The organism is Sphaerisporangium rufum, assembly GCF_016863395.1.
GTDB lineage: Bacteria > Actinomycetota > Actinomycetes > Streptosporangiales > Streptosporangiaceae > Sphaerisporangium > Sphaerisporangium rufum.
This window is the reverse complement of sequence record NZ_BOOU01000036.1, coordinates 43906-69105: the sequence shown is the minus strand read 5'-3', so window position 1 is coordinate 69105 and position 25200 is coordinate 43906. Positions and strand designations below refer to the sequence as shown.

At 73.4% G+C, this 25200-nt stretch carries 28 protein-coding genes; 21 read left to right on the top strand and 7 right to left on the bottom strand.

Translation table 11 applies throughout. The features are described from left to right. Positions 1-301 precede the first annotated feature (301 nt). Positions 302-607 (top strand): hypothetical protein, encoded by a 306-nt coding sequence (locus Sru01_RS12405; RefSeq protein WP_203984415.1) that lies wholly within the window; start codon positions 302-304, stop codon positions 605-607. A 284-nt stretch (positions 608-891) separates the two neighbouring features. Continuing rightward, positions 892-1953, top strand: coding sequence for a methyltransferase domain-containing protein (locus Sru01_RS12400; protein WP_203984414.1), 1062 nt, complete (start codon positions 892-894; stop codon positions 1951-1953). Positions 1954-1989: 36 nt separating this feature from the next. Here Sru01_RS12400 and Sru01_RS12395 read toward each other — a convergent pair whose 3' ends face one another. After that, positions 1990-2613: a DJ-1/PfpI family protein gene (locus Sru01_RS12395; protein ID WP_203984413.1), complete on the bottom strand. Its 624-nt coding sequence runs from the start codon at positions 2611-2613 to the stop codon at positions 1990-1992. A 332-nt stretch (positions 2614-2945) separates the two neighbouring features. On the opposite strand from Sru01_RS12395, the gene Sru01_RS12390 reads away from it, so the two are divergent. The 4 genes from Sru01_RS12390 (at position 2946) to Sru01_RS12375 (ending at position 8933) form a co-directional block, all read left to right on the top strand. Continuing rightward, a complete protein-coding gene (locus tag Sru01_RS12390; RefSeq protein WP_203984412.1) occupies positions 2946-6743 on the top strand; it encodes a S8 family serine peptidase in 3798 nt (1265 codons plus the stop codon). Positions 6744-6870: 127 nt separating this feature from the next. Then, positions 6871-7116 carry a cell division protein SepF gene (locus Sru01_RS12385; RefSeq protein WP_203984410.1) on the top strand — a complete coding sequence of 82 codons (246 nt, stop codon included), beginning with the start codon at positions 6871-6873 and terminating at the stop codon, positions 7114-7116. Positions 7117-7318: 202 nt separating this feature from the next. Next, positions 7319-7999, top strand: coding sequence for a class I SAM-dependent methyltransferase (locus tag Sru01_RS12380; RefSeq protein WP_203984618.1), 681 nt, complete (start codon positions 7319-7321; stop codon positions 7997-7999). Between the two features lie 151 nt (positions 8000-8150). Further along, complete coding sequence (locus Sru01_RS12375) at positions 8151-8933, top strand: inositol monophosphatase family protein (protein WP_203984408.1); 783 nt, start codon at positions 8151-8153, stop codon at positions 8931-8933. On the opposite strand, the gene Sru01_RS12370 is transcribed toward Sru01_RS12375, so the two are convergent. Further along, the gene (locus Sru01_RS12370; RefSeq protein ID WP_239137353.1) at positions 8934-11381 is read right to left on the bottom strand and encodes an ATP-binding protein; all 2448 of its coding nucleotides are present in this window, start codon (positions 11379-11381) and stop codon (positions 8934-8936) included. It lies immediately after the preceding gene. Positions 11382-11570: 189 nt separating this feature from the next. Between Sru01_RS12370 and Sru01_RS12365 the strand changes: the two genes are divergently transcribed. Then, positions 11571-12026: a carboxymuconolactone decarboxylase family protein gene (locus Sru01_RS12365; protein WP_203984404.1), complete on the top strand. Its 456-nt coding sequence runs from the start codon at positions 11571-11573 to the stop codon at positions 12024-12026. A gap of 229 nt (positions 12027-12255) precedes the next feature. Then, positions 12256-12735 carry an iron chaperone gene (locus Sru01_RS12360; protein WP_239137352.1) on the top strand — a complete coding sequence of 160 codons (480 nt, stop codon included), beginning with the start codon at positions 12256-12258 and terminating at the stop codon, positions 12733-12735. Between the two features lie 48 nt (positions 12736-12783). Here the strand turns inward: Sru01_RS12360 and Sru01_RS12355 are convergent, their stop codons facing one another. Continuing rightward, on the bottom strand, positions 12784-13398 hold the full coding sequence (locus Sru01_RS12355) for a hypothetical protein (protein WP_203984403.1): 615 nt from the start codon (positions 13396-13398) through the stop codon (positions 12784-12786). Positions 13399-13518: 120 nt separating this feature from the next. Between Sru01_RS12355 and Sru01_RS12350 the strand changes: the two genes are divergently transcribed. The 8 genes from Sru01_RS12350 (at position 13519) to Sru01_RS12315 (ending at position 18207) form a co-directional block, all read left to right on the top strand. Beyond that, positions 13519-14004: an Lrp/AsnC family transcriptional regulator gene (locus Sru01_RS12350; protein ID WP_203984402.1), complete on the top strand. Its 486-nt coding sequence runs from the start codon at positions 13519-13521 to the stop codon at positions 14002-14004. A 116-nt stretch (positions 14005-14120) separates the two neighbouring features. Further along, a complete protein-coding gene (folP, locus tag Sru01_RS12345) occupies positions 14121-15032 on the top strand; it encodes a dihydropteroate synthase (RefSeq protein ID WP_203984401.1) in 912 nt (303 codons plus the stop codon). Between the two features lie 111 nt (positions 15033-15143). Further along, entirely contained in the window at positions 15144-15476 is a 333-nt protein-coding gene (locus Sru01_RS12340) for a hypothetical protein (protein WP_203984400.1), read from the top strand. Positions 15477-15556: 80 nt separating this feature from the next. After that, positions 15557-16768: a helix-turn-helix domain-containing protein gene (locus Sru01_RS12335; protein ID WP_203984399.1), complete on the top strand. Its 1212-nt coding sequence runs from the start codon at positions 15557-15559 to the stop codon at positions 16766-16768. Between the two features lie 137 nt (positions 16769-16905). Continuing rightward, the gene (locus tag Sru01_RS12330) at positions 16906-17106 is read left to right on the top strand and encodes a hypothetical protein (protein WP_203984398.1); all 201 of its coding nucleotides are present in this window, start codon (positions 16906-16908) and stop codon (positions 17104-17106) included. Next, positions 17103-17390 carry a hypothetical protein gene (locus Sru01_RS12325; protein WP_203984397.1) on the top strand — a complete coding sequence of 96 codons (288 nt, stop codon included), beginning with the start codon at positions 17103-17105 and terminating at the stop codon, positions 17388-17390. Before Sru01_RS12330 ends, Sru01_RS12325 begins: the two co-directional genes overlap by 4 nt. Positions 17391-17511: 121 nt before the next feature. Continuing rightward, positions 17512-17721, top strand: a complete 210-nt coding sequence (locus tag Sru01_RS12320) for a DUF397 domain-containing protein (protein WP_203984396.1) — start codon at positions 17512-17514, stop codon at positions 17719-17721. Positions 17722-17799: 78 nt separating this feature from the next. Continuing rightward, entirely contained in the window at positions 17800-18207 is a 408-nt protein-coding gene (locus Sru01_RS12315) for a hypothetical protein (RefSeq protein WP_203984395.1), read from the top strand. Between the two features lie 74 nt (positions 18208-18281). Here Sru01_RS12315 and Sru01_RS12310 read toward each other — a convergent pair whose 3' ends face one another. Continuing rightward, positions 18282-18884 (bottom strand): ABATE domain-containing protein, encoded by a 603-nt coding sequence (locus Sru01_RS12310; RefSeq protein ID WP_239137351.1) that lies wholly within the window; start codon positions 18882-18884, stop codon positions 18282-18284. A gap of 130 nt (positions 18885-19014) precedes the next feature. Between Sru01_RS12310 and Sru01_RS12305 the strand changes: the two genes are divergently transcribed. From Sru01_RS12305 to Sru01_RS12295, 3 genes are all read left to right on the top strand, one after another. After that, positions 19015-19467, top strand: a complete 453-nt coding sequence (locus Sru01_RS12305) for a VOC family protein (protein WP_203984394.1) — start codon at positions 19015-19017, stop codon at positions 19465-19467. A 52-nt stretch (positions 19468-19519) separates the two neighbouring features. After that, a complete protein-coding gene (locus tag Sru01_RS12300) occupies positions 19520-20431 on the top strand; it encodes a pyridoxamine 5'-phosphate oxidase family protein (RefSeq protein WP_203984390.1) in 912 nt (303 codons plus the stop codon). 145 nt (positions 20432-20576) lie between these two features. Further along, a complete protein-coding gene (locus Sru01_RS12295; protein WP_203984387.1) occupies positions 20577-21125 on the top strand; it encodes a YciI family protein in 549 nt (182 codons plus the stop codon). Here Sru01_RS12295 and Sru01_RS12290 read toward each other — a convergent pair. The 3 genes from Sru01_RS12290 to Sru01_RS12280 all read right to left on the bottom strand — a co-directional run bounded on the left by Sru01_RS12290 (position 21122) and on the right by Sru01_RS12280 (position 23481). Then, complete coding sequence (locus Sru01_RS12290; RefSeq protein WP_203984386.1) at positions 21122-22036, bottom strand: cytochrome c biogenesis CcdA family protein; 915 nt, start codon at positions 22034-22036, stop codon at positions 21122-21124. The two genes, Sru01_RS12295 and Sru01_RS12290, sit on opposite strands and share 4 nt — an antisense overlap. Before the next feature lies 1 nt (position 22037). After that, complete coding sequence (locus Sru01_RS12285; protein ID WP_203984385.1) at positions 22038-22643, bottom strand: redoxin family protein; 606 nt, start codon at positions 22641-22643, stop codon at positions 22038-22040. Positions 22644-22911: 268 nt separating this feature from the next. Next, positions 22912-23481: an AAA family ATPase gene (locus Sru01_RS12280; protein WP_203984384.1), complete on the bottom strand. Its 570-nt coding sequence runs from the start codon at positions 23479-23481 to the stop codon at positions 22912-22914. A 160-nt stretch (positions 23482-23641) separates the two neighbouring features. Here Sru01_RS12280 and Sru01_RS12275 point away from each other — a divergent pair, with 160 nt between their 5' ends. Continuing rightward, a complete protein-coding gene (locus Sru01_RS12275; protein ID WP_203984381.1) occupies positions 23642-23992 on the top strand; it encodes a hypothetical protein in 351 nt (116 codons plus the stop codon). A 178-nt stretch (positions 23993-24170) separates the two neighbouring features. Then, complete coding sequence (locus Sru01_RS12270; RefSeq protein WP_203984371.1) at positions 24171-25163, top strand: bile acid:sodium symporter; 993 nt, start codon at positions 24171-24173, stop codon at positions 25161-25163. Positions 25164-25200 lie beyond the last annotated feature (37 nt).

The following is a 25200-nucleotide window of genomic DNA, read 5'->3' as shown; positions in this document are numbered from 1 at the left end:
TGCCCGTCCCGGCCGGCGAGGGACGCGGACCGGGTGCCGGCGGCGCTCTGGATCGGCCGTCCGGGTGGAACCCCGGCCGCGCCGGATCCGCGTCCATGCGCAATCACACTAAGTGATTGCCCGCGCGCGCCCCGTGGACTAGCCTGCCAGGCGTGGCCCAAGTGAGCCGGCGGTCCATGCCGCCCGGCCATGGTCCCGAGCACCCTTTCCACGCTCTTCCGGCCGATCCGGCGCGTGCGCCAGGCCGGCCTCGGCACGTCCTTTCGCGCAGCACCCGCCACGGACAGGAGCCTCCACGTGGATGTTCGACACGCTCGGCCGCCCTTCGACGATCGGCGCGGGTGAGCCCATGCCCGCGTCCATCACGCACCTGCGGGAGACCTACGGCAAGCACTGGCTGGTGTCCGACGCCGTCGGCGGCGGCTGGTACGCCGTCCGCCGGCACGGGGTCTCCCGTGCACTGCTCCAGCGCGGGCTGTCGAACGTCCGGTGTGCCGCCACCCTGGACGAGCTCGCCGGGCACCTGGCGGCGGAGTCACTGCTGGAGTCGCGGCTGGCCGTCGTCTCCCCGGACGCCGAACCCGCCGCCGTCCTCGACGCCTCCTGAGGGGCAGGCGGGCGGCACGAATCGGGCGCGCCCGGCGGCCGCCGGGCTTCGCGCGCCCCCGCTCTCCCCACCGGATCGCGGCGACGGGCGGATCTAGTAACATCCCGGACATGAAGTTCTTCTACCGACGTTGAGCCCGCCGTCGGCGAGGCGAGGAACCCCCGACGCCGACGAGGCGGGGCGGCGTTGCGCCGTCCCGGGCTTCGACGTGGGAGAAGAACCGACATGTTGCGCGCTCGCGCACGTTTTCTCACCGCACCGCGTCCCGGCCGCCTCGCCGTCCCGTGACGGCGGCGCGCCTGGTGGCGCGGTGCGTACGCGGGCTGGAGGCGGTCCTCGCCGACGAGATCCTGCAGCTCCGGCTCGGGGTGGTCACCCGGCTCGCCCACCGGGAGGTCCGCTTCCGCGCGGACGGCCCGGCGCGGCCGGCGGCGGTACCGAGGACCGCGGACGACCTGTTCCTGCTGGCCGCCCGGTCGCCTGACATCGGGACGGCCCGGCGCGAGGTCGCCGGCCTCGCCGGCCTGGCGGCCGCCGCCGACCTGACCGGAACGCCGGACGCCGGAGGCGGCGCCGCCCGCGCCGCGGGCGCCGGGATCGAGGTCTCGGCGTCGTTCCTCGGCCGGCGCGACTTCAACCGGTACGACGTCGAGGACGCCGTCGGCGAGGAGCTCGCCCGCCGGCTCGGCGTGGCCTATCACTCGCGCCGGCACGGCTCCGTACCGCCGGCCGGCTGCCTGGCCTGGCGGGTCGTCCTGGACGGGGAACAGGCGTCGCTGATGGTCCGGACGGCCGACCGGCCGCTGCACCGGCGCGGCTACAAGCGGCACACCATCCCCGGCACCCTCCACCCGCCGGTCGCCGCCGCGATGGCCCGGCTGGCCGGCATCGGGCCGGGTCACCTGGTGGTCGACCCATGCTGCGGGGCCGGCACGATTTTGATCGAGGCCGCCCTCGCCGGCCCGGCGGCCCGGCTGTCCGGCTTCGACGCCGATCCGGCGGCGCTGCGGGCGGCCCGGGCCAACGCGGCGGGCCTGCCGGGCGTCACGTTCCGGCCCGGCGACGCCGGGCGGCTGCCGCTGCCGGCCGGCGCCGCCGACCGGATCGTGTGCAACCCGCCGTGGGGCGGCCAGGTCGGCGGGCGCGGCCTGCTCGGCGGGTCGCTGTCGCGCTGGTGGGCGGAGCTCGTCCGGGTGCTCGCCCCAGGCGGGCAGGCCGTGGTGCTGGTCCCCGACCCCGCCGGCCTGGCCACCGCCATCCGGCACGGCCTGGACCCGGTCGAGATGCACCAGGTGCGCGTCTCCGGCGCCCTGTCGTACCTGGTGCGGCTGGTGCCCCGCCGGTGATCCCTCGCGGGCTCCGCCGGGGGCGCAGCACCGTCCTCAGCGGAGCCCGCGGGCGACCAGGTCCCTGACCTCCTGGGGCGCCTTGGCGGGCGAACCGGAGTCGAACGGCGGCCGCGGGTCGTACTCGATGACGAGTTGCACGGCCTGCGCCACCGTCGGACCGGCCAGCCGGTCCGCCAGCGCGAGCGCCATGTCGATGCCGGCGGAGACGCCGGCCGCCGTCACGATCTTGCCTTGGAACACCACCCGCTCGGGCGTGTAGGTGGCGCCGAACGACTCCAGCACGTCCGTGGCGCCCCAGTGGGTGGTGGCCGCCAGCCCGTCGAGCAGGCCGGCCGCGCCGAGCAGCAGCGCCCCGGTGCACACCGACGTCGTCCAGGTGCTGGCCTCGTGCATCCGGCGGATCCAGCCGAGCAGCGGTTCGTCCGCCAGCAGGGCCCGGGCGCCCGGCCCGCCCGGCACCAGCAGCACGTCGCAGGAGTCGACGTCGGCGAACGCGGCCGTCGCCGCCAGGGTCAGCCATCCGTCCATGTCCCGCACCGGCCCGGGTTCGGCGGCCACGAACACGACCTCGGCGCCGGGCAGGAACTTGAGCACCTCGTACGGCCCCACGGCGTCCAGCGCGGTGAACCGGTCGAACAGCGGGATGGCGACGCGCACTGCGACCTCCTGGGTCGGCGGCTGATCGGAGGGACGGCCGTCAGGCTACGGGACCGGACGCGCCTCCGCCCGATCTTGGGGCTCTGCCTGGATCCGGGCCGGGTGTCGCACCGCGTCCGGGAAATGCGGGTGTGGCGCACCGTACGGCGATGGTCGCCGTCCGAGGTGCGATGAATGTCACCATTGCCCGGCGCAGACAGAAGATCAAGAAAAAGCGATCATGCGGCTGGGAGATCTCCCTCCGGCGCTCCGTCGCCGGGACCACCGAGGAAAGGGATGACTTGTCGCAGTCGCGCGCCCGCTTAGCCGCGGGTTTATCGGGTTTATCAAGCTTGACGCTCGCACTGACCCTCACCGCAACACCCAGCTCCGCACTCTCCGGCCCGGCCGCACTGCCCGCCGCCCCGCCGCCCGCCTCGACGGCGCCTTCCGCGCCCGGCGGCCAATCCCCGGTCACCCTCACCCTGATCACGGGTGACGTCGTCGTCTACACCCCGACCGGCAAGGGCGCCCCGGCGACGACCATCAAGCCGGCCCCCCGCCCGGGCGGCGCCCCCGTCACCTTCCTCACCCTGCCCAGCAGGGACGGCGGCCACCTGGTCCTGCCGTCCGACGCCGCGCCGCTGGTCGCCGCGGGAACGCTGGACGAGGAACTGTTCGACGTGGACACCCTCGCCCGGGACGGACGCACCGCCGCCATCCCGCTGATCATCGACTACGGCGCCAAGGCGGCCGCCGCGGCGAAGACCGCCGACGCGCTGCCGGGCACCGGGAACGTCCGGTCGCTGACCGCGATCAACGGTGCGGCGGTGCGCGTCGCCGCCAAGGACACCAAGGCGTTCTGGACCGGGCTGGCCGGCGACGGCGCGAAGAAGCTCACCGCCGGCGGCGCCACCGGCATCGAGAAGGTCTGGCTGGACCGCCGGGTCAGGATGTCGCTGGACAAGAGCGTCCCGCTGATCGGCGCGCCCACCGCCTGGCAGCGCGGGCTGGACGGCGCGGGCGTCAAGGTCGCGGTGCTGGATTCCGGCATCGACGCCGCGCACCCCGATCTCGCGGGCCGGATCGCGGCCACCCAGAACTTCTCCGACTCCGCCACGACGACCGACAAGGTCGGCCACGGCACCCATGTCGCCTCCACCATCGCCGGCACCGGCGCGGCGTCCGGCGGCAAGTACAAGGGCGTGGCCCCCGCGGCCTCGCTGCTGGTGGGCAAGGTCCTCGGCGACGACGGCAACGGGGACTGGTCCTGGGCCATCGCCGGCATGCAGTGGGCCGCCGAGCAGGGCGCCGACGTGGTCAACATGAGCCTCGGCGGCTGCTGCGGCGACGGCACCGACCCGATGAGCGAGGCGCTGAACCAGCTCACCGCGACCTACGGCACGCTGTTCGTCACCGCCGCGGGCAACGACTCCCAGCGGCTCACCATCAACGTGCCCGCCGCCGCCGACCAGGCCCTGGCCGTGGGCGCGGTGGACAAGGACACCGGCACGACGCTGGCCGCCTTCTCCAGCAAGGGCCCGCGCCTCGGCGACGCGGCGGTCAAGCCCAACATCGTCGCGCCCGGCGTGGACATCGTCGCCGCCCGCTCCGCCGACTCCACCGTGCCGGCGGTCCCGGGCGCCGACCAGTACACCCAGAACAGCGGCACCTCGATGGCCACCCCGCACGTGGCCGGCGCGGCGGCCCTGCTGGCGCAGCAGCATGCCGACTGGACCGCGCCGCAGCTGCGGGACGCGCTCACCTCGACCGCGCGGCGCAACGCCGACCACACCTGGTTCGAGCAGGGCAGCGGCCGGGTGGACGTCGCCCGCGCGGTCACCCAGCAGGTCTTCGCCACCTCGGTCGTCGACTTCGGCCGGCCCGGCAGCGCGCCGGTGACCCGCCCGATCACCTATCGCAACACCGGTGACCAGCCGGTCACCCTCACCCTCGCCCCGATCACCAAGGGCTGGAGCGGCAACCCCGCGCCCACCGGCGCGGTCCAGCTCGCCGCGACGAGCGTCACCGTCCCCGCGCGCGGCACCGCGGCGGTGAACCTCACGATCGACCCGCGGCTCGGCGCGGTGGGCGCCTACGGCGGCTGGATCACCGCGACCGGCGCCGGTGGCGTCCAGCTGGTCACGCCGTTCAGCTACTACACCGGCCCGGCCACCCACGAGCTCACGGTCTCCATGATCAACTCCTACGGGACCAAGGAGTTCGTGCCCAATTACCAGGGCGAGCCGATCGTTTACATGATCCCGCTGAAGCGCGGCAACAGCGCCGAGGACCCGTTCAACCCCGCCGCCTACTACACGCTCAAGCTCGACTACACCGGCGCGCACGAGCCGGTCCCGCTCCCGGCGGGCGACTACGAGGTCATCGGGGTGGCCCCGGAGTGGCAGCTGAGCAACCGCAACAGCTGGGTGGTGCAGAAGGTCACCCTGGACGCGGACCGCACCGTCACCCTGGACGCCCGAACCACCACGTCCATCCGGCCGGTCATGACGCCCGCGGCCGAAGGGCCGGGCACCGCCTGGTACGTGCGCACGTTCACCGACCGGACCAGCCCGGTGTCGGTGTACGGCGGCGCCGGGGCGGGGCAGGACCTCTTCGTCACCCCGGTCTCGTCGGTCTCCGCGGGCACCCTGCGCCTGTCGCACCAGTGGAACATGTACCCGCAGGTGCTGACGAGCGCCACCGCCGGTTCGCTCACCCTGCACCCGGCCTACGACCCCGAGTCGCTGCGCGGCGCGCTGACCGCCGTGACGAGCTACCCGGTCGTCTTCGCCGGGCAGGGCACCGACGCCGACTTCCAGAACCTGGACGTGACCGGCAAGCTCGTCCTGGTCGCCGTGCCGGCCGGCACCGGCGCCACGCCCTACGTTACGGCGGCACTTCAGATGGACAACGCGGCCCGGGCGGCCGGGAACCGTGGCGCCGCCGGCCTCATCGGCTACCTCGACGTCACCGGGGGCCGGGCGCGGGTGCCCGCCGGGTCGCCGGCGTTCCACCGATTCGGCCTGACCGTGGCCGAGGGGCGCGCGCTGCGCTCCGCGGTGGCCGCCGGGCCGGTTTCGGTGCGGCTGCAGCCCTACAGCGGGCCGGACGTCGCCTACCACCTGCGCTTCGACGAGCGCGGGCAGATCCCCTCGGCGCCGCGCCAGGTGACCACCAGCGCGCTGACCAAGCTGGACGTCTCCTACCACGCCGATAAGCCGGACACCTACGGCTGGGAGTACGGCGTCTCCGCCACCACCGAGCAGCCGGGTGACATCCCCTACGGCGGGCCGCTGCGGCTGCCGCTCACCCGCACCGAGTACTTCGGCCCGATCGACAGCCGGGTGACCTGGGCCCGTTCGATCACCAGCGAGAGCCTGCTGCTGCACTCCACCGACCGGTTCACCGAGACGACCCGGACCGAACGGTGGTTCAAGGCGCCGCTCGTTCCAGGCGCGGCCAACGTGCCGAGCGGCTACCCGGTGTCCGTGCCGTGCGCGATGTGCCGGGACGGCGACCGGTTCGTGCCGGCCGAGCAGTGGCTGGACTCCGACCCGCGGCACTTCAGCGATCTGAGCGCGGTCACCGCCACACCCAAGCTGACCGTGGGCGGGCAGCAGCTCACCGCGCAGGGCCGGGCGCCCCGCTCCTTCACGGTGCCCGCCGGGAGCGCCCAGTACCAGCTGGACGCGGTGGACACCAGCGACCGGACCTTGTCCTCCCGGGTGACGACCGGCAGCCGGTTCAACTCGGTGTCCCCGTCCGGGACGCCCGCCGGGTACACCTGCAACTTCGGCCCGGCCTGCACCGTGCAGCCGGCCACGCTGCTCACCTACGACCTGCCGCTCGACGTGCTCAACCGGGCCGCCGCCGGGCAGTCCTTCGAGTTCGACGTGCGGGCGGCCGCGCACGCCACGGTGGCCACCCCGCCGGTGGTCACCTGGACCAACGTCGAGTGGTCGGTGGACGACGGCACCACCTGGCGGTCGGCCACGGTCACCAAGCCGGCGACCGGCCGCTTCCACGCCCAGCTGACGCACCCCGCGCTGGGCCAGACCAACGGCTACGTGTCGCTGCGGGTCACCGCCTATGACGACAAGGGAGGTTCCACCACCCAGACGATCACCCGGGCCTACGCGCTGAAGTAGGCCGCCGCTCGCGACCGGTGCCTCGCGTGTCCCGTGGTCGTCACGCCACGGGACACGCGAGGCCCTATCGCATGGCCGTCACCGGCCGGGGCCTTGACGGCTCCGGCGCGCGGGGGAGACTGGACCGGTGATCAAAACCCTGTGCCCGACCGACTACAACGAGGCGATCTACGTCGGCCATTACTTCCGGACCGGAATCCCGGTGGTCATGGACCTGACCGGGGTCGGGGACGACGTGGCCAAGCAGTTCGTCGACTTCGCCGCCGGCCTGGTCTTCGGCCGGGGCGGCGACATGGACCGGCTCTCGCCCAAGGTCTTCCTGCTGACACCGCGCGACCGGCTCGTCCGTCTCCCGGCCGATGATCAGGACTGATGCCCGCTGTCCGTATCGCGGCCAGAAATCGATCATGGCCGGTGATGCGGGACAGGCCGCACGGCGGTACGAGGGGTGCTGAGGGGGCCGGCGGAAAACCCTTGGACATCGGCACGGTTCGCTGGCGAGGGTAGAGATCGTGAAACAGGACGACATCTGGGACGTCGAGACCGCCCAGCGATATGACACCCCCGGCGTCGGCATGTTCGCCCCCGAGGTGCTGGACCCCACGGTGGACCGCCTCGCCGAGCTGGCCGGCGGCGGGCGGGCCCTGGAGTTCGCCATCGGCACCGGCCGGGTGGCCGTCCCGCTCGCCGAGCGCGGGGTGCCGGTGACCGGCATCGAGCTGTCCCGGCCGATGATCGACCAGTTGCGCACCAAGGCGGACGAGGCCACCATCCCGGTCATCGCCGGCGACATGGCGACCGCCGTCGCGCCGGGCGAGTTCACCCTCGTCTACCTGGTGTTCAACACCATCTCGAACCTGCTCACCCAGGACGAGCAGGTCGAATGCTTCCGCAACGCCGCCCGCCATCTCGCCCCCGGCGGCCGGTTCGTGATCGAGCTGTGGGTGCCCGAGCTGCGCAAGCTGCCGCCGGGACAGCAGGCCACGGTCTGGCTCTGCGAGCCCGGCTACATCGGCCTGGACACCTACGACACGCTGCGCCAGCACGTCGTGTCGCACCATTTCCGGTTCGACGACGGCAGGGAGGCGCGGCTGGGCCGTAGCCCGCACCGCTACATCTGGCCCGCCGAGCTCGACCTGATGGGCCGGCTGGCCGGGTTCGAGCTGGAGAGCCGGCACGCCGACTGGGCCGGCGCCGAGTTCACCGCCGACTCCCGGTCCCACGTGTCCGTCTACCGGCGCACCGGTAACCGGTAGCCGGTCCCCGATCCGCGGCCGGACGCCCGTTCGAGCCGAGGTGGCGGGCCACCGGGCGGCCATGGAGATCTCGACCGGCACGCGAGCCGCCGGTCGGCATGCCGGTCGGGCCGCTCGCCGGGCGCCGCGCGCCCTCGGCTATCCTGCGCGGATGATCAGCACGGACGTGGAACTGGCGGTGGCGGCGGCCCGGGCCGGCGCCGCCGTGGTGCGGGCCCAGTACGGATCGCCGCTGGCCCGGGTGGCGAAGAGCGCGGGCGACTTCGCCACCGCCGCCGACATCGAGGCCGAACAGGCCATCCTGACCGTCATCCGGGCCGCCCGGCCGGACGACGCCGTGCTGGGCGAGGAGAGCGGGCGCACCGGGCCGGACGGCGCGGCACGCGAGTGGCTGGTCGACCCGCTCTGCGGCACGCTCAACTACGCGGCCCGGAACATGCTGGTCGCGGTGAACGTCGCGCTGCGCCACGGTGACCGCGTCACCGCGGCCGCCGTGGCCGACCCGTTCGCCGGTGAGATCTTCTGGACCGACGGCGACCGGGCCCGCGTCCGGCACGACGGCGCCGACGAGCCGCTCACGCCGTCGCCGGACTCGTGGCTGGTGGACGTCAACCTCGATCCGCCGTTCCCGAACGCGCCGGACTTCCAGGCCGTCCGGCTGCTCGCCCACCCCGGGTTCGCCGAGCGGTTCCGCCCGCGCGTCGTGTCCACCACCCTGGCGGTGGCCTGGGTGGCCGCCGGCCGCCGGGCCGGGTACGTCACCGACGGTCACCTACGGGACAGCGTCCACTTCGCCGCCGGGATCGCGCTGTGCCAGGCGGCCGGGTGCGTGGTCACCGACCTGCGTGGCCGCCCGGTGCACACCGGCGCGGGCGGGCTCGTCGTGGCCGCCGACCCGCCGGCCCACCGCGCGCTGCTCGACCTGATCACCTGATCAACCGGCGAGCGGCAGCTCTTGCAGCAGGGCCAGCCCCGCGGCCCGGTGCTCGGCGGCCGCGGCCGGGTCCGTCTCGTCCAGCACGACCGCGATGCCCTCGTGCGCGCGCACCTGCTGGTGCCGGTTGCCCAGCGCCGGCGCCAGCTCCAGCACCTGCCGGTGCAGCCGCAGGGCCTCGCCGGGCAGGCCGGCCAGCCGGCAGGTCTCGCCATAGCCGTTGAGGAAATGGACCTTCCATTCCTCGGCGAACAGCTCGTCGAGCAGCGCGAACGCCTCCCGGTGCTTGGCGAGCGCCTCCTGATACCGGCCCATCCGCCGCAGCGCGACGCCCAGGCAATTGAGGCACCACGCCTGGTTGTGCAGGTGGCCGTCGTCGCGGGCCAGCGCCAGCGCCCGGTGCAGGTGGGCCAGCGCCTCGTCGGGCCGCGCACCGGCGATGGCCACGCCGAGGGTGATCCGGGCGGTGAGCGCGGGCGGCCAGCCGGGATCGGCGTGCGGGACCTCCAGCACGTCTCCGGCCAGCCGCGCCGCGCCGGCGTCCTCGCCGAGCTGCAGCATCGTCCACGCCTGGGCCGCGGCCGCGTGTGCCGCCCCGGCCGGGCAGCCGGCCTTCCCGTACAACCGCCCCGCCAGCCGGAAGAGTTCGAGCGGCTCCGCGGCGTGCCCGCCGTCCCACAGCAGCTGGCCACGGCGCATCGCCAGCTCGGCCTCGGCCCGGGGATCGCCCGGCAGCAGCGCGCCGGCCGCGTCGTAGGCGGCGGCGGCCTCGGCCGGCCGGCCGGCGTTGTAGCGCGCGAAGCCCAGGTCGCTGTACGACTCCGCCAGCCGCGCCGGGTCGCCGAGCCGCTCGGCGGCCGCCAGCGAGCGCTCGAAGAGGGCGTTGAGATGCGTCGTACCGCAGCGTCTGGCGAAGTAGGCCCGCAGGTAGCGCGGCAGCTCGTGCACGTGCGTGTCGGCTCCGGCGGCGGCCGCCGTCTCGATGGCCGCCATCAGGTTCCCGTACTCGGCGACGAACCACGCGAAGGCCGCGTGCTTACCGGCGAACCTGGGCAGCGCGTCCGGTGCCCGCCCCGCGGCGGGCGGCCGAGCGGGCGCCGGGAACGGCATCGCGGCGTCGGCGGCCGCCGCCGCGTGCACGTAGTAGTCGAGCACCCGGCCCAGCGCGCGCTCCCGCTCGGCGGCCGGCTCCTGCTCCGCCACGGCCCGGCGGGCATACCGGTGCACCAGATCGTGCAGCCGGTGGCGATCGGGCACCGGCTGCTGGACCAGATGCGCGTCGACCAGCTCCTCCAGCGCCGCCCGGGCGTCGAGCACCGGCACTCCCGCCACCGCCGCCACCACGTACTCGTCGAACGACGCGCCGGGCAGCAGCCCCAGCAGCCGGAACAGCCGCCCCTGCGCCCGGCTCAGCTGTCGGACGGACATGGCGAACGCCGGGTCGACGCCGGTGTCGCCGGCGCCGCCCGCCATCCGCTCGGCCAGCACGCCCATCGTCCAGCCGGGCCGGTGCCGGAGCCGGGCCCCGGCCAGCCGCAGGGCCAGCGGAAGATGGCCGCACAACCGCAGCACCTCGGCGGTGGCCGCCGGATCGCGGGCCAGCCTGCCGTCCGGTCCGCCGGGGTCGCCGCCGGCCCGGGCCAGCAGCTCAGCGCTCTCCGCCGGGCTCAGCACGTCGAGCGAGACCGGGGGCACCTCCTCCAGGCCGACCAGCCGGTTCCGGCTGGTGATCAGCGTCGCGGACGGCCCGGCGCCGGGCAGCAGCGGGCGGACCTGGCCGGCGTCGGCGGCGTTGTCCAGGACCACCAGCACCCGCCGGCGGGCCAGCTCCGAACGCCAGCAGGCGGCCAGCCGTTCCAGCCCGTCCTGTGGCACCTTGTCGGACGGCACGTCGAGCGCGGCGAGCAGCGTCCGCAGCGCGGAGTCGGGGTCGAGCGGCGGCCGGCCCTCGGTGAAGCCGTGCAGGTCCACGTACAGCCGGCCGTCGGGGAAGTCGGCGGCGAGCCGGTGCGCGGCGTGCACCGCCAGGCACGTCTTGCCGACCCCCGCCATGCCGTCGACGGAGACCGCGCGGTGGCTCTCGATCGCGGCAAGCACGGCGGCCAGCCGCTCCTCGCGTCCGATGAAATCGGGCACGTCCCGCGGCAGCTCGTCGCGGACCGGCGGCCGGAACCGGCGGCTGGTCTCCGGGGGCGCCGGCAGGGCGGCCGCGGTGCGTTCCCACAGCGGGCGCAACGGCCGCGGATCGCGCTTCACCAGCCGGCAGAGCGCGACCACCGCGGGCCACGGCGGGACGGTCCGCCCGTTGAGGTAGCGCGACAGCGACGAGGAGCTCAGGCCGGCGTCCCGGGCCAGGGCGCGGACGCCCAGCCCGGACAGCTCCTGGATCAGGCGCAGCCGGGCGGCCAGTTCGTCCCGCGGATCGATTGGTGCCGTTCGTTCGCGCACTGGCACCGCTCCCCGACTTGCCCGTCCCGTGCCGCCAGCAGTTTCCCAACCTGTTTCACCGCTGGTCAAGGCCGTGCCGCCCGTCCCACGGTGTCCCGGCGACATGGCCGTGGCACGCCGGCCGGGCTGTGATGGAGTCACGCCCCGGCCGACGATCGGGGCGCCGGCCCCGGAAGAGGAGAGATCGACATGCAGTCCCGCATGCGCAACCCCGCCGTCGTGCTGCCCGACGCGATGCGGCCCATCCAGGAGATCGCCAAGGCGGCGCGGTCCGGCGGCGTGGCCGAGCAGACCCTGGAGCTGGTGCATCTTCGGGTGAGCCAGATCAACGGGTGCGCCTCCTGCGTCGACGGCGGCGTCAAGACGGCCCGCAAGGCCGGCGTGAGCGACGAGCGGCTGGCCACCGTCGCCGCCTGGCGGGAGGCGCCGTACTTCACCGCGGAGGAGCGGGCGGCCCTGGCGCTGGCCGAGGCGGCGACCCGGCTCGCCGATCGCCCCGATCCGGTGAGCGACGAGGTCTGGGATGCGGCCGCCACCCACTTCGACGAGAAGCAGCTCGCCGCGATCATTCTTATGGTGGGTGTCACCAACCTGTTCAACCGGCTGAACGCCACCACCCGCCAGATAGCCGGCGCCTGGGGCTGAACCACCGGCCCGGCCCTCGGCCGGGTCCTGGCCGCCGGCCGGGTCCTGGCCGCCGGTCGGGGCGGCCGGGCGGCCACCGCGCCGCTGTGCCACCATCGCAACCGGACATCTCCTCAGAAAGCACCGCACCGTTGATCCGGCGCCGGCCGCAACGCCGCTCCCCGGATCGTGACGCGGGCGGAGGCCCGGGTCTCCGCCCGGAAATCCAGATATCGAAGGGAAAGCCGCTATGAAGGACAGCAAGAAGCCCGCCCGGAAGACCACCGGGATCAACGAGCCGGCCGAGGCGTTCACCGCCGAGGAGCGCGCCGCGATGAAGGAGCGGGCCAAGGAGGTGAAGGCGTCCGCGCGCCGCCTGTCCCGCGCCGAGAAGGCGGCGGAGGAGGAGGCCGCCGTGGTCGCCAAGATCGCTGAGATGCCGGAGCCCGACCGCGTCCTGGCCGAACGGCTGCACGCCATCGCCAAGGAGACCGCGCCGGACCTCGCGCCGCGGCTCTGGTACGGCATGCCCGCGTACGCCAAGGAGGGCAAGATCGTTTTCTTCTTCCAGGCCGCGCAGAAGTTCAACACCAGGTACGCGACCCTCGGCTTCAGCGACAAGGCCAACCTCGACGACGGCGCCATGTGGCCGGCCGCCTACGCCCTGACCGGCCTGACCCCCGCCGCCGAGGCGCAGATCGCCGCCCTGGTGAAGAAGGCGGTGAGCTGAGGCCCGGCAGCACGCGGGCCGGCTTTCGGGGTCCGGAACGGCAGGGGACTATCGAAACCGCGCCGACGGCGACGGCCGGTATCTCCGCCGCGCGGCGTACCGAATCCGGGCCAGCATGAGAACGCTCGCGGTGATGCCGGTGACGCCCAGCGCGATCAACCGGGGATCGGACCGGTACAGGCCGTAGACGGTCCAGCAGGAGACCTCGCCGAGCACCAGCAGCCAGGTGCCGGGTGACACGCCGGTCGGCCGGGGCGCCCGGTAGGCGGTCACCACCGACGGGGTGACCTGGACCACCGAGGCGACGGTCAGCACCGTGCCGAGCCCTGGCGGGCCGGCGGCGGCGGCGGACCCGGCCAGCAGGACGGCCCATGCGCCCACCCAGGCACCGGATCGGAGCCCGGCGCGCCCCAGCCGGGCGAGCAGCACGGCGACCGTCCCGGCCAGCAGGGTGGCCGCCGCCGACGGGACCAGCGCCGTCCAGTAGCCGGACGAGGTGAAGTAGCCGAACCACGCGGCGTTGTTGACGCCGGTGAGCGCCGCCCAGGCCCAGGAGACCCCGGCCGGATCGCGCGTGCGCCACAGCCGCCCGATCTGCGGCAGATATTGCGGGATGCCGAACAGCGTCGCCATGAAGGGCAGATAGTCGAATGGATGTCCCATGCGCGGCGCCGATCCTCCGTTTACCTCTTTATCAGACCGCCGGCAAGAATATCTCGAAAAATGCGAAACTTGTTTGCGTATTATGCCGAGTATTACGGCATTCGGGATATGATTCGGCGAATGGACGCCATTGATCGCAAGATTATTGCGCTGCTGGAGGTGGACGGCCGCCTCACCGTGACCGAGCTGGCTCAGCGGGTCGGGCTCAGTGCGGCGCCCTGTCACCGGCGGTTACGTGAGTTGGAGCGGACCGGTGTCATCAAGGGCTACCGGGCCGTCGTCGATGCGGCGTCCCTCGGCCTGGGCTTCGAGGTGCTCGTCTCGGTCACGATGGACCGCGAGGACGCCGGCACGATCGACGGATTCGAGCGGGGCCTGGCCGAGATCGCCGAGGTCCGGACCGCGGAACGGCTGTTCGGCGACCCCGACTACCTCGTCCGGGTGGTGACCGCCGACATCGCGGCCTACCAGCGCCTCCGGGACCAGAAGCTGGCCGCGCTGCCCGGTGTCCAGCGGCTCACCTCGACGATCGTGATGAAGAGCGTCGTCGACGACCGGCCCTACCCGCGGCTCGGCCCGCCGGCCCCGCTCGGCCGGTCCCGCTGACGCCCGCTCCCGCGCAGCGCCGCCGTCCGTGAGCGGCGGCCGGCCGGGGGGCGACCGCTGAGCAGGTATCTTCGACCTGCTCCGCGTGGTGACCGCTGCCCTAAGGAATGACTGTCATGGATGCGAACGGCGCCGGGAGGATCTTCCACCCTCCCCTGATCTCTCCTGAGCGCACGATGGGCCGGCGGAGGTTCGACTTCGCCCGGCAGGTGGCGGTGATGGCGATCATCAACCGGACGCCCGACTCGTTCCACGACCGGGGTGCCACCTACGAGCTCGGGGCCGCCGTCGACGCCGCCGAGCGGGCGGTGGCGGCCGGCGCCGACTGGCTGGACTTCGGCGGGATGCCGTTCGGCGCCGCCGGGCCGCCAGTGCCGGTCGCGGAGGAGATCGAGCGGGTGGTGCCGCTCATCGAGGCGGTCCGCGGCCGCACCGACGCCGTCATCTCGGTCGACACCCATCGGGCCGACGTGGCCCGGCAGGCCCTCGCCGCCGGCGCGGACGTCGTCAACGACACCAACGGCCTGCGCGATCCCGGGCTGGCCGGCGTGATCGCGGACGCCGGTGCCCACGTGGTGATCACCCACAGCCTGGGCGGCCCCCGGCAGGCCGTCCGGCGCCCCGGCTACGACGACGTGGTGGCGGAGGTGGCGAGGTTCCTGCGCGAACGGGTGGCCCACGCGCTGGACGCCGGCATCGCCGCCGAGCGGATCATCATCGACCCCGGGCACGATCTGAACAAGAACACCTATCACTCCCTGGAGATCACCCGCCGGCTGCCGGAGATCGCGGAGATCGGCCACCCCACCCTGGCCGCCGTGTCGAACAAGGACTTCATCGGCGAGACCCTGGGCGCCCCGCAGGGCGAGCGGCTGGCGGGCACGCTGGCGGCGATCTCGGTCTGCGTCCTGCTCGGCGCGCGCATCGTCCGGGTGCACGACGTGGCGCCCGCCGTCGCCGCCGTCCGGATGGTCGAGGCCATGCTCGGCTGGCGGGAACCCTTGATCGCCGAACACAACCTGGACTGAACGGCATGGCCGGGCCTCGACCTACCCCGCCGGTCGGTCTACGCGACCGGCGGCAGCACGATCGGGCAGAACGCCCGGCTGCGCATCCTGCCGGACGCGAACCTCGCCATCGTGATGCCGACCAACGGCGGGCCACGGGAGAGCTTCTACCAGAAGATCTTCACCGAGGCCTACGCGCGGCCCGGCACCGAGTTCCAGGTGAGAGCCGAGGACGGCGGGCTGCACCTCACCCTGACGCTGGACCCAAAGCAGGCGCGGTTCCTCGGCCGGCCGGAGCGGCTGCGATACGAACTGCTCCCGATCAGCGAGACGCACTTCCTGATGCCCGCCACCCATCCCCTCGAAGACCCGCAGACCGTCGCGATCTACGACTCCCACCACGGACGCGCCCAATACCTGCACACCAACTGCCGCGTCCACCCCCGAACCCCGGATGGTCTCTGACCCGGAACACCGTCATGCCCTCCCCTGAAGAACCCCGGCGCCTTAGCCTGGAGCTGCGACGCTCGGGGAGGGCAGGACAGATGGGCGAGGGCAGCGCGGCGGCTTTCGGTGATCGGCTGCGACTTCACCGCGAACGCGCGGGGATGAGCCGGCCGGTCCTCGGTGAACTGTGCGGACGTTCCGCGGAATGGGTCAAGGCCCTGGAACGCGGGCGGCTGCTGATGCCACGGATGCCGCTCCTGATCCGCATCGCCGAGATCCTCCAGATCGACGATCTCGCCGAGCTGACCGGCGAGCAGAAGCTGAGCACCGCCACCCACACCAAGAACCGGCACGACAAGGCCGAGCACATCGCCAAGGCGCTGATCACCTACCCGTTCGCCACCGACGACGGAGCCGTGGGCACCGCGGGCGAACTCGCCGCGGCCGTCGCCCAGGCGTGGCTGGTCTGGCACGGATCCTCGCACCAGCGCAGCGCGATAGCGGTCATCCTGCCCCGGCTGCTGGACGACGCCCGCACCGCCGCGCGCCGGCTCGAAGGCGCGGAACGGCGCCGGGCGCTCGTCTCGCTCGCGCAGGTCTACCACCTCGCCCAGCTTTACCTCTCCTTCCAGCCGGTGCCCGAACTGGTGCTGCTCACCGGAGACCGGGCGATGCAGGCCGCGCAGGACGCCGACGACCCGCACGCCATGGCGGCTGCGGCCTGGTACCTCAACCACGTCTTCCGCGACGCCGGCGAGCAGGCCGAGGCCCGGATCGAGATCGCTCGCCAGGCGGCACGACTTCTGCGTCCGGAGGAAAGCGAGCAGGACCGCAGGCTGTGGGGCCTGCAGCACCTGGCCATGGCGCTGTCGTACGCGAAGACCGGGCGCCGGGGTGACGCGGAGCGGCACTGGGACCAGGCCGACCGGGCCGCCCGGTCTGTCGACGGGCACCATCCGTGGCTGCTGTTCGGCCGCGCCATGGTCGACGCCTACGCCGTGACCATGTACGCCGACCTCACCGACGGACACGAGGCGGTCCGGCACGCCGACCGGATCAGTCTCGACATGCCATCGGCGACCAGGCGATCGTTCCACCTGATCGAGCAGGCACGGGCCTACCACCTGAAGCGCGAACCGCTGGCCGCCGTCCATCTGCTCGGCAAGGCGTATCAGATCAGCCCGGACACCATCGCCTACAACCTGTTCACCAGGTCGGCGGTGCTGGAGTTGACGGCGAGCGCGAACGTGACCGTCCGCGACGACGCGCGGGACCTGGCACACCGGTTGCGCCTTCTCGCGGTGGCCTGATCGACAGGTACAAGCCGTACCTCTCGATGTAGAGGCACGTCCTGTACCCCCGAACCCGCCGGCCTCCGCCTACGGTCACAGGCATGGATCACGTGGCGTCTATGATTCGTCACGCAACGGATACGGAAGGTCCGACCATGCCGCACCTGAATCCCATCGCCTGGCGCGTCTTCCGCAGCGACCACGGAAGGCTGTGGGCCACGCGCGAGCGAGTCTTCACCGGCGCCGCCCAGTTCGAGGGAGCGGCACGCACGGTCGACGGTGATGACCACCTCGCTCTCGCGCGGGCGATCGCCGAGCAGGAGAGCATCGCCACCCTGGTCGGGTGTGCTCCATGACCGCGAGGGTCACCGAGGGCTATGCCTACCACGGCCCTCATGTCCTCCCGGCCGGCGCCACCGCCGAGCGCGTCCAATGGCGGCCGCTCCGGCCGCGTGGCGAGCGTCACCGGGTGCTGCGCTGGACGTGCCGGTGCCGGTCGACCGTCTACTACCTGGTGGCCGGCGGCGGCCAGATGCACATCCGGCGGACCGGTCCGGGCGGCCGGGTCGAGACCGACCGGATGCGCCACGTCCATGCCCTGGAGCTGTGGCGACGCCTGCTGCTCGGCGACGCCGTCTAGCGCCTCTCCGACCCCCGGCCGGAGGCGACTCTCCACCCGTCCTCCGGCCGGGCCGGCGCCCTCTCATGGGGTGCCTCCCATGCCCGGCGGCCACCGCCGGGCCCGACAGAAGGGAGTCCTGATGGACCTTTACCAGCACGACCTGACCGGTACCGACTTCCGGCGCCGCTGCGGCGGCAACAACGGCACCGAGGGCGGCGAGGCGTGCGTCGAGCTCGCGCCGATCCCGGGCGTCGCCGACGCCTTCGCGCTGCGCGACGGCAAGCGGCCCGACGCGGGCGTCCTGCGGTTCACCGGTGACGAGCTGCGCGCCGCCGGGATGACCGTCTAGCCGATCCGGCCCGAGATGGGCGGCCCCTGCCCGCTAGCGACAGGCAGGGACCGCCCGTCCACTGTACGAGGAACGACCATGCACCTGCACTGCTACCGCTGGACCGGACGCGGCGCCGACCGCGCCCGGGAGAGCGAGCGGCGCCCGCCGCATCCGGCCTTTCCGGCGTCGCCGCTGCCGCCGATGCGGACCTGCGACTGGCTGCTGAAGCCGCGCACCCGGATCGACGCCTCGCCGGCCACCGTGGCCGAGGCGGTGGCCTGGCTGACCCGCCGGTACCGCTCGGCGGCGGAGTCGTTCCTGCATCCGGACGGCGAGGCCCGCATCGGTCTGGACCTGCGGCTCCACCTCGCCGAGGAGCACCTGGCCGGCGGGGTGGACGTGCAGTGGGGCATCTGGCTCCGCGGCGGCGACTTCATCACCGCCGCCGTCATCTGCTGCTCCCCGAACCGGCACGCCCCGCACCCCTGCCCGGCCGCGTCGTAGCCCGCCCGGCGGGCGTGAAGTTCAGCGGTGCCCCGGTCGCCGCGACACCTGCTGCCGGCTCGACGCCCGATCCGTCATCCGGGAGGCGTCCGTCGTTGCCGGGCGTAGTGGCGGGCGGCGCGGGCGCGGTTGCCGCAGCCGAGCGAGCACCACTCGCGGCGGGCGGTGTCGCGGATGAAGTGGAGCACGCAGCCGGGGCCCTGGCAGGCGCGCAGCTCGTGGCGCAGCGGTCCGCCGAACAGCTCGACGGCCTCCTCGGCGAGGGCGGCGAGCGCGGCGGAGACCGGTCGCCCCGCGGCGCGCAGCCGCGTATGCGGCTCAGGGAGGGCTCGCAGTTCCCGCCAGCGCGGATCGCGGGCGGCGTGGTGATTGAGCGTGGCCACCGCGTCCTGGTCGAGTGCCCGGCCGTCCACGGTGGCGGCGGCGAGGGCCAGGACGGTGTCGCGGAGCTCCCTGGCCGCCGCCAGATCGCCTTCGGTCACGCCGCGCAGGTCGGTGTCGGTGAGCGGGACCGCCAGGCGGGGACGCAGGTCACGCAGCCAGGCGGCCAGATGCTCGACGCTCAGCAGGCCGTCCATCGGCCGGCCGCGCGCCGCGTAGCGGGTGTTGCTCAGCTCGATCGGCGGCGGTTCGCCCAGGATCGGGGCACCGCCGCCCGCCAGGTCTGCCACATCCACGTTCTAACGATACCGCCCGCTTGACAGCGTTAGGAAAGGCGCGGCATTCTAACGATGGCAGCCACAATTGACCGTTAGGTCTCGGCCTTCGAGTGATGCCTTCTCGTCCGATCGCGAACTGGAGTCCTTGATGAGCACACCCACCCTGAGCACCGGGCACGTCGGCTTGAACGTGACCGATCTCGCGCGTTCGACGGCGTTCTACCGGCAGGTCTTCGACTTCGAGGTGCTCGGCGAGCAGGCCGAGGGCGATCGCGCCTACGCCTTCCTCGGCCGGGACGGCAGGCTCCTGGTGACGCTGTGGCAGCAGAGCGGCGGGGAGTTCGCCACCGACCGGCCCGGCCTGCACCATCTGTCGTTCCAGGTGGCGGACATGACGGCGGTCCGCCAGGCGGAGGCGGCCCTGCGCGAGCTCGGCGTGACGCTGTTCTACGACGGGATCGTCCCGCACGGCGAGGGCGCGTCCTCCGGCGGCGTCTTCTTCACCGACCCCGACGGCATCCGGCTGGAGATCTACGCCCCCGCCGGCGCCGAGACGGCCGCGGCGCCGACCCCGGGGGCGCCGACGTGCGGTTTCTTCTGACAGGGCCACCCGGCGGCCTGGCCGTCCGGGCCGGAGCCGGAGAGAGGACATCATGATCCATCAGGGTGAACGGCTGGTCCAGCGCCGGGCCGGTGTCATCGCCGACGACTACGGATCGGCCCGCGTGCGCGCGGCCGTCCCGCCGGTCGCCGCGGAGTTCCTGGGCAGGCAGCGCCTGGCGGTGATCGCGGCCACCGACGGCGCGGGGGCGGTCTGGGCGAGCGTGCTCACCGGCCCGCCGGGGTTCCTCGCCGCACCGGACGATCGGACGCTCATCGCCGAGCGGGTGCCGGGCACCGGTGATCCGCTCGCCGGGCGGTTCGACACCGAGCACCCGATCGGCATGCTCATGATCGAACCGGCCACCCGGCGGAGAATGCGGGTCAACGGCCGCGCCCGCCGGCATGGTGACCGGCTGGTGGTGCGCACCGACCAGGTGTACTCGAACTGTCCCAAGTACCTGCAGACCCGCACCTACCTGGAAGATCGTCCCTCGGTACGCCGGGTGGCGGCGGTCACCGACACCCTGACCGCCGAGCAGCAGGAGTGGATCGCCGGGGCGGACACGTTCGTCGTCGGGACCGCCGCCGCCGGCCTGGGCGCCGACGCGTCGCATCGCGGTGGCAACCCCGGCTTCGTCTCGGTCACCGATGGCCGGCGGCTGGCCTGGCCCGACTACGCCGGCAACTCGATGTACATGACGCTGGGCAATCTCGAACTCGACCCTCGCTGCGGCCTACTGTTCGTGGACTGGGAGAACGGGCGCACCCTGCACCTGACCGGGCGGGCCCGCACCGACTGGAACCCGGCCCGGGCCGCCACGGTCCCCGGCGCGCAGCGGCTGGTCGACTTCGACCTCGACCAGGTCGTCGAGATCGACGGCGGGCTTCCGCAACGCTGGTCGTTCGACGGCTACTCCCGATTCAACCCCACCGCGGCGCCGGCACCCGACAGAAGGCCATGACCTGAAGATCACCGCCGGGCTGCGGCGTATCTTCGGCCCTCGCCCGGAGACCGATCGCGCCTGGCCGCTCCCGCTCGCCTGATCGGTTGATCAATGTCAGCATGGGGGTGCTGATGATCGACGATCCAAGGCAGGCACTCTCGGCATGGAATTCTTCTGCTACCACCGTGACCGGTCCGACTCCGGGGCGCTGCGCAATGAGCTGGTGGAGGCGCACTGGTCCTACATGGACCGGTTCGCGGCGGGGATGATCGCCCGGGGTCCGGTCCTCGACCGCGCGGGCGACGCGGCCACCGGCAGCGTGCACATCGTCGACCTGCCGGACCTCGCCACCGCGCGGGCGTTCGTCTTCGACGAGCCCAACTACCAGGCCGGCGTCTACCGGGACGTGATGCTGCGCCGGTGGCGCAACCTGCTGGGGCGCACCATGTGGGACTTCCCCGGCGGCCGCGACGGCGGCAACCGCTATCTGGTACTGGGCCTCGGCTCCGGGGAGCCCGCCGACCTCGACCTGCCGCGGGACCGGGACGAGCTGATCGCGTACGGGCCGCTGCTGTCCGACGACGGCACCACCTGGCTGGGCACCGTCCTGCTGGTCCGCGCGCCGGACCCCGAGGCGGCAGGCGCCCTGCTGACCAAGGACCGCTACGCCGAAATCGAGGTCCACGACTGGGCATTCGGCGGCCGGCGCTAGGCGCCGCGCCTGGTTCTTGCTTGTGGTTCGGCGGTTCCGGCCGGAGTGGTCGGCCGGTCCGGGAGGGAGGGGCGCCGGCGGCGGCGTAGCCGGGCCAGGGCGGCGGTTGCCAGCAGGACGACCAGGATCGCCGCGAGGACGCCCGGGCCGGTGTCGTCCAGCAGGGTGGCCAGCCGGCGCTGGACGGCGGCGGCGGCGTCGATGATCGGGTCGCCGGTCGTGGCACCGCGCAGGATACGGATCTCGTACCAGCCGTACCAGGCCACGTAGCCGCCGGCGACCACCAGGACCGCGCCGCCGAGCCGGGAGAGCAGCGGTGCCGCGCGGCGCAGCCGGCGGAGCAGCCCGTCGCGGGCCAGCGCGACGGCCAGCGCGGCGACCATGACGATCAGCCCCATGCCGGCGGCGTACGCGACGAACAGCCCGATCCCGGCGACGATCGAGCCGGCCCGGAAGCTGGTCACCACGATCGCCAGGAACGGGGCGATCGTGCACGACAGCGACGCCGCGGCGTAGGCGGCACCGAACGCCGCCATCGACGGCAGCGACCGGCGCACCGCCGGGGCGCGCGAGACCACCGGCCGCAGCCCGGGAAGCCCGCGACCGGCCAGCAGCCAGCCGCCCGTCCCGACCAGCAGCACGCCCAGCACGACGGTGACCCATGGCAGGTGGCGCTGGACCGAGCCCGCCACCGGCGCCACGACCAGCCCGAACAGGCCGAAGACCGCGACGAACCCGGCGGTCATCGCGGCGCCGGCGGCCAGGGCCCGGGCCACGGCGGCACCACGTCCGGCCGAGCCGTCCCCGGCCACCAGCAGCGACAGGTAGGCGGGCAGCAGCGCGAACCCACACGGATTGACGGTGGCGAGCATGCCGGCGGCCACCGCCAGGCCCAGCGGTGCCTCGCCCATCTCAGCCGGCCAGCAGCGGGTCGAGTACCTCGGGCAGCTTGTCGACGTCGGCGTGCCCGCGCGCCACGATCTTGCCCGCCCGGTCGAGCACTACGAAGGTGCTCTGTTCGGTCATCTTGAACCGCTTCCAGACCACGCCCTGCTCGTCGGCCAGCTGCGGGAAGCCTTTCAGCTTGGCCATCCGCACGAAGTCGTGCATCGCCGGCACCTCGCCCAGCCCGGCCACCCCGACCGTGGTGATCCTGCCCTGGTACCTGGCCGCCAGTTCGGTGACCGGCCGCGCCTGCTGCAGGCAGGTGGGACACCAGGGCGCCCAGAACCACAGCAGCGCCGGCCTGCCGGCCAGGCTCCGGCCGTCGAAGCGGCCGCCGTCCAGGGTGGCGGTGGTGAAGTCGTAGCTGCCCGCCCCCGCGTCGGCAGATACCTTCGTGCCGGGTGCCTTCGTATCAGCAGGTGCCGCCGTCTCAACGGGTGCCGTCATGCCGGTGGGTGCGGTCGCCGGGCTCGCCGGCGCGCCCGCCGCCTGGTCGCCCGTGCCGTTCCCGCAGCCGGTCAGGAGCAGTGCCCCGGCCGCCGCCAGGGCGACGAGTGCCCGCCGTGCCTTCATCGGTGCTCCATTCGTCCGGCTCGGATGGTGTGATCTCCGCGGCGCGCGCCCATGGTCCGCTGCGACCGAAGGGGAGGCCGGTCGCGGTCAGGGGGTGCCGACCGGACGGTCATGGCCTCGCATCACGGATGAGGTCGCCTGCCCGGTACCTCGACCCTAGAAGATCGCGAAGTGTCACTGAAGTGGATAAATATGACGAGTCGCGAACGTACCGACCGGTAACTTCAGGTGGGCGTGCCGGCGTCCGCGGGCGCCCCTCCCGTGACCCCTACGCCGGCCCGGTACCGCGGTGACCCCGGCGATCGGATGGGCCGGTCGGCCGCCGCGCCGCGCCGATCACCTCGTCCACCACCTCGTCCACCGCCCGGGACGCATCGATGATCGTCGCGCCGAGGTCTTCGTAGATCGCTCGCGTCAGCGGATTCCACTTCAGGGCCGCGGCGAGCTCTTCGGGGTGCCGGCCGAACGGGTTCGTGGTGCGGGTCGCGAGGCGGTGGCGGAGGGTGTCCTCCTCGATCACCAGGCACACGATGAGATCGAAAAGGTCGCGGACTTCTTCCTCGTTCTCCACCGACCCGCACAAGAAGGCGGTTCGGTGGCGGGACTCCTCGGCGAGGGCCTCGACCCGCTCGCGGACGATCATCCACCCGTACCGATCCAGCCAGCCGGCGGGCACCGGATACGGCGGATCCGTCACGACCTCGCCGGTGGTCCGGTCGATCCAGCGGCTGAAGCCGTCATCGTCGGCGTCGAGCGCGAGATGGCCACGCCCCCGCAACGTTCCGCAGACCGTGGATTTACCCGCACCCGAATTGCCCGTCACCCACACCAGCGTCACGCCGCCATCGTAGGCGGGTAAGGCGACGTCCCAATGGCAGGCGCCCACTCCGATCCCTGAGCGGACCGGTGAACCCTGGACCGGTGATCCGGCGGCGTTGCCGTCGATCGATGGATCGAGGGTTGCATCCGGTACCCGGGTACAGGCCTACCGTCGGGATATGACACAAGATATACGCCTTGACCAGGCGTGGGTGCCGTCGGCGTGCACGTTGCCCACGGCCGAGCGGCCGCTGCGGGTGGCCGAATTCGACGCGCTGTTCGCCGAGGCGGTCCAGGCGGTCCGGCGCGCGGAGCCCGGCCGGCTGCGGCTGGACCTCGTCTTCACCTCCGGGAACGCGGCGCGGGCGGCCGAGCTGGCGGCCCGGGAGAACGGCTGCTGCTCGTTCTTCACCTTCACCCTCACCATCGCCGCCGGCGGCCTGGCGCTGGAGGTGACGGTCCCGCCCGAGCACATCGAGGTGCTGGACGCGCTGCAGGCCCGGGCCGGCGCGGCGCCGACGTCCGCCTGACCGGCCGGAGCCGGCGCTCGGGCGGCCGCCCGGTGCCCGCGACGGGCCCGAGCCGCGGCGGCCGGTAGCGTCGAAGCCGAATCCGCCGCCGTGACCGGCCAGATCGCGTCCCGCGCCGGTGGAGAGGCGCCGCGGGTGCCGTTCATCCGCACGAGACGAACGAAGGAACCCGGGAGTCATGAGCCGAGCCGTGGAGTGGTGGGACGAGCACCAGGTCCCGCTGTACCTGGCCGCGATCGCCTCCGGTGCGGTCATCGGGCTGGCCGCTCCCCGGTTCGCCCCCGCCCTGGAGCGGACGATCAACCCGGTGCTGGCGCTGCTGCTGTTCGCCACCTTTCTCGCCGTGCCGATGGTCGAGCTCGGCCGGGCCTTTCGCGACGTGCGTTTCCTCGCCACGGTGCTGGTGACGAACTTCGCCGTCGTGCCGGTGATCGTCTACGTCCTCTCCCGGTTCGTCGCCGACGACCGCGGCCTGATGCTCGGGGTGCTGCTGGTGCTGCTCACCCCGTGCATCGACTACGTGATCGTGTTCACCGGCCTGGCCGGGGGAGCCCGCGCCCGCCTGCTGGCGGCGGCGCCGCTGCTGATGCCGGCCCAGATGCTGCTGCTGCCCGGCTACCTGCTGCTCTTCGCCGGCTCCGACGTGCTCGCCGTGGTGGCGGTCGCCCCGTTCGTCGCGGCGTTCCTGATGCTCATCGCCGTCCCGCTGGCCGCGGCGGCGATCGTCCAGTCGCTCGCGCGCCGCCACCGGGCCGGCCGGAACATCGAGCACGTCATGGCCGGTGCCATGGTGCCGCTGATGATGGCCACCCTCGCCGTCGTCGTCGGCTCCCAGATCGCCGCGGTCGGCTCCCAGGTACTGGCGTTGGCCCGGGTGATTCCGCTCTACGCCGGCTTCGTGGTGCTCGCGGTGGCCGCGGGCAGGCTGGCCGCCCGATGGGCCCGACTGGATTTCGCGGCCACCCGGGCGGTGATGTTCTCCACCGCCACCCGCAACTCCCTGGTCGTCCTCCCCCTCGCCCTGGCGCTGCCCGCCACCCTCGACATCGCGCCGCTGGCGGTGGTCACCCAGACCCTGGTTGAGCTGGTGGCGATGGTGATCCTCGTCCGCCTCGTCCCCAGGCTCGCCCGCGAGCCGGCCGGCGCGTCCCCCGCGGCCGCGGCCCGCTGACCCGCCGTTGATCTCTCGCGCCTCTTGCCCCGCCCCC

Excerpts from the sequence above, each read along its gene's own strand:
- Sru01_RS12300 (WP_203984390.1), top strand. The coding sequence starts at position 19,520 with ATGATCCATCAGGGTGAACGGCTGGTCCAGCGCCGGGCCGGTGTCATC.
- Sru01_RS12405 (WP_203984415.1), top strand. The coding sequence starts at position 302 with ATGTTCGACACGCTCGGCCGCCCTTCGACGATCGGCGCGGGTGAGCCC.
- Sru01_RS12355 (WP_203984403.1), bottom strand. The coding sequence starts at position 13,398 with ATGGGACATCCATTCGACTATCTGCCCTTCATGGCGACGCTGTTCGGC.
- Sru01_RS12290 (WP_203984386.1), bottom strand. The coding sequence starts at position 22,036 with ATGGGCGAGGCACCGCTGGGCCTGGCGGTGGCCGCCGGCATGCTCGCC.
- Sru01_RS12315 (WP_203984395.1), top strand. The coding sequence starts at position 17,800 with ATGCACCTGCACTGCTACCGCTGGACCGGACGCGGCGCCGACCGCGCC.
- Sru01_RS12320 (WP_203984396.1), top strand. The coding sequence starts at position 17,512 with ATGGACCTTTACCAGCACGACCTGACCGGTACCGACTTCCGGCGCCGC.
- Sru01_RS12360 (WP_239137352.1), top strand. The coding sequence starts at position 12,256 with ATGAAGGACAGCAAGAAGCCCGCCCGGAAGACCACCGGGATCAACGAG.
- Sru01_RS12270 (WP_203984371.1), top strand. The coding sequence starts at position 24,171 with ATGAGCCGAGCCGTGGAGTGGTGGGACGAGCACCAGGTCCCGCTGTAC.
- folP (WP_203984401.1), top strand. The coding sequence starts at position 14,121 with ATGGATGCGAACGGCGCCGGGAGGATCTTCCACCCTCCCCTGATCTCT.
- Sru01_RS12275 (WP_203984381.1), top strand. The coding sequence starts at position 23,642 with ATGACACAAGATATACGCCTTGACCAGGCGTGGGTGCCGTCGGCGTGC.
- Sru01_RS12325 (WP_203984397.1), top strand. The coding sequence starts at position 17,103 with ATGACCGCGAGGGTCACCGAGGGCTATGCCTACCACGGCCCTCATGTC.
- Sru01_RS12335 (WP_203984399.1), top strand. The coding sequence starts at position 15,557 with ATGGGCGAGGGCAGCGCGGCGGCTTTCGGTGATCGGCTGCGACTTCAC.
- Sru01_RS12295 (WP_203984387.1), top strand. The coding sequence starts at position 20,577 with ATGGAATTCTTCTGCTACCACCGTGACCGGTCCGACTCCGGGGCGCTG.
- Sru01_RS12380 (WP_203984618.1), top strand. The coding sequence starts at position 7,319 with ATGTTCGCCCCCGAGGTGCTGGACCCCACGGTGGACCGCCTCGCCGAG.
- Sru01_RS12305 (WP_203984394.1), top strand. The coding sequence starts at position 19,015 with ATGAGCACACCCACCCTGAGCACCGGGCACGTCGGCTTGAACGTGACC.
- Sru01_RS12285 (WP_203984385.1), bottom strand. The coding sequence starts at position 22,643 with ATGAAGGCACGGCGGGCACTCGTCGCCCTGGCGGCGGCCGGGGCACTG.
- Sru01_RS12375 (WP_203984408.1), top strand. The coding sequence starts at position 8,151 with ATGATCAGCACGGACGTGGAACTGGCGGTGGCGGCGGCCCGGGCCGGC.
- Sru01_RS12350 (WP_203984402.1), top strand. The coding sequence starts at position 13,519 with ATGGACGCCATTGATCGCAAGATTATTGCGCTGCTGGAGGTGGACGGC.
- Sru01_RS12330 (WP_203984398.1), top strand. The coding sequence starts at position 16,906 with ATGCCGCACCTGAATCCCATCGCCTGGCGCGTCTTCCGCAGCGACCAC.
- Sru01_RS12365 (WP_203984404.1), top strand. The coding sequence starts at position 11,571 with ATGCAGTCCCGCATGCGCAACCCCGCCGTCGTGCTGCCCGACGCGATG.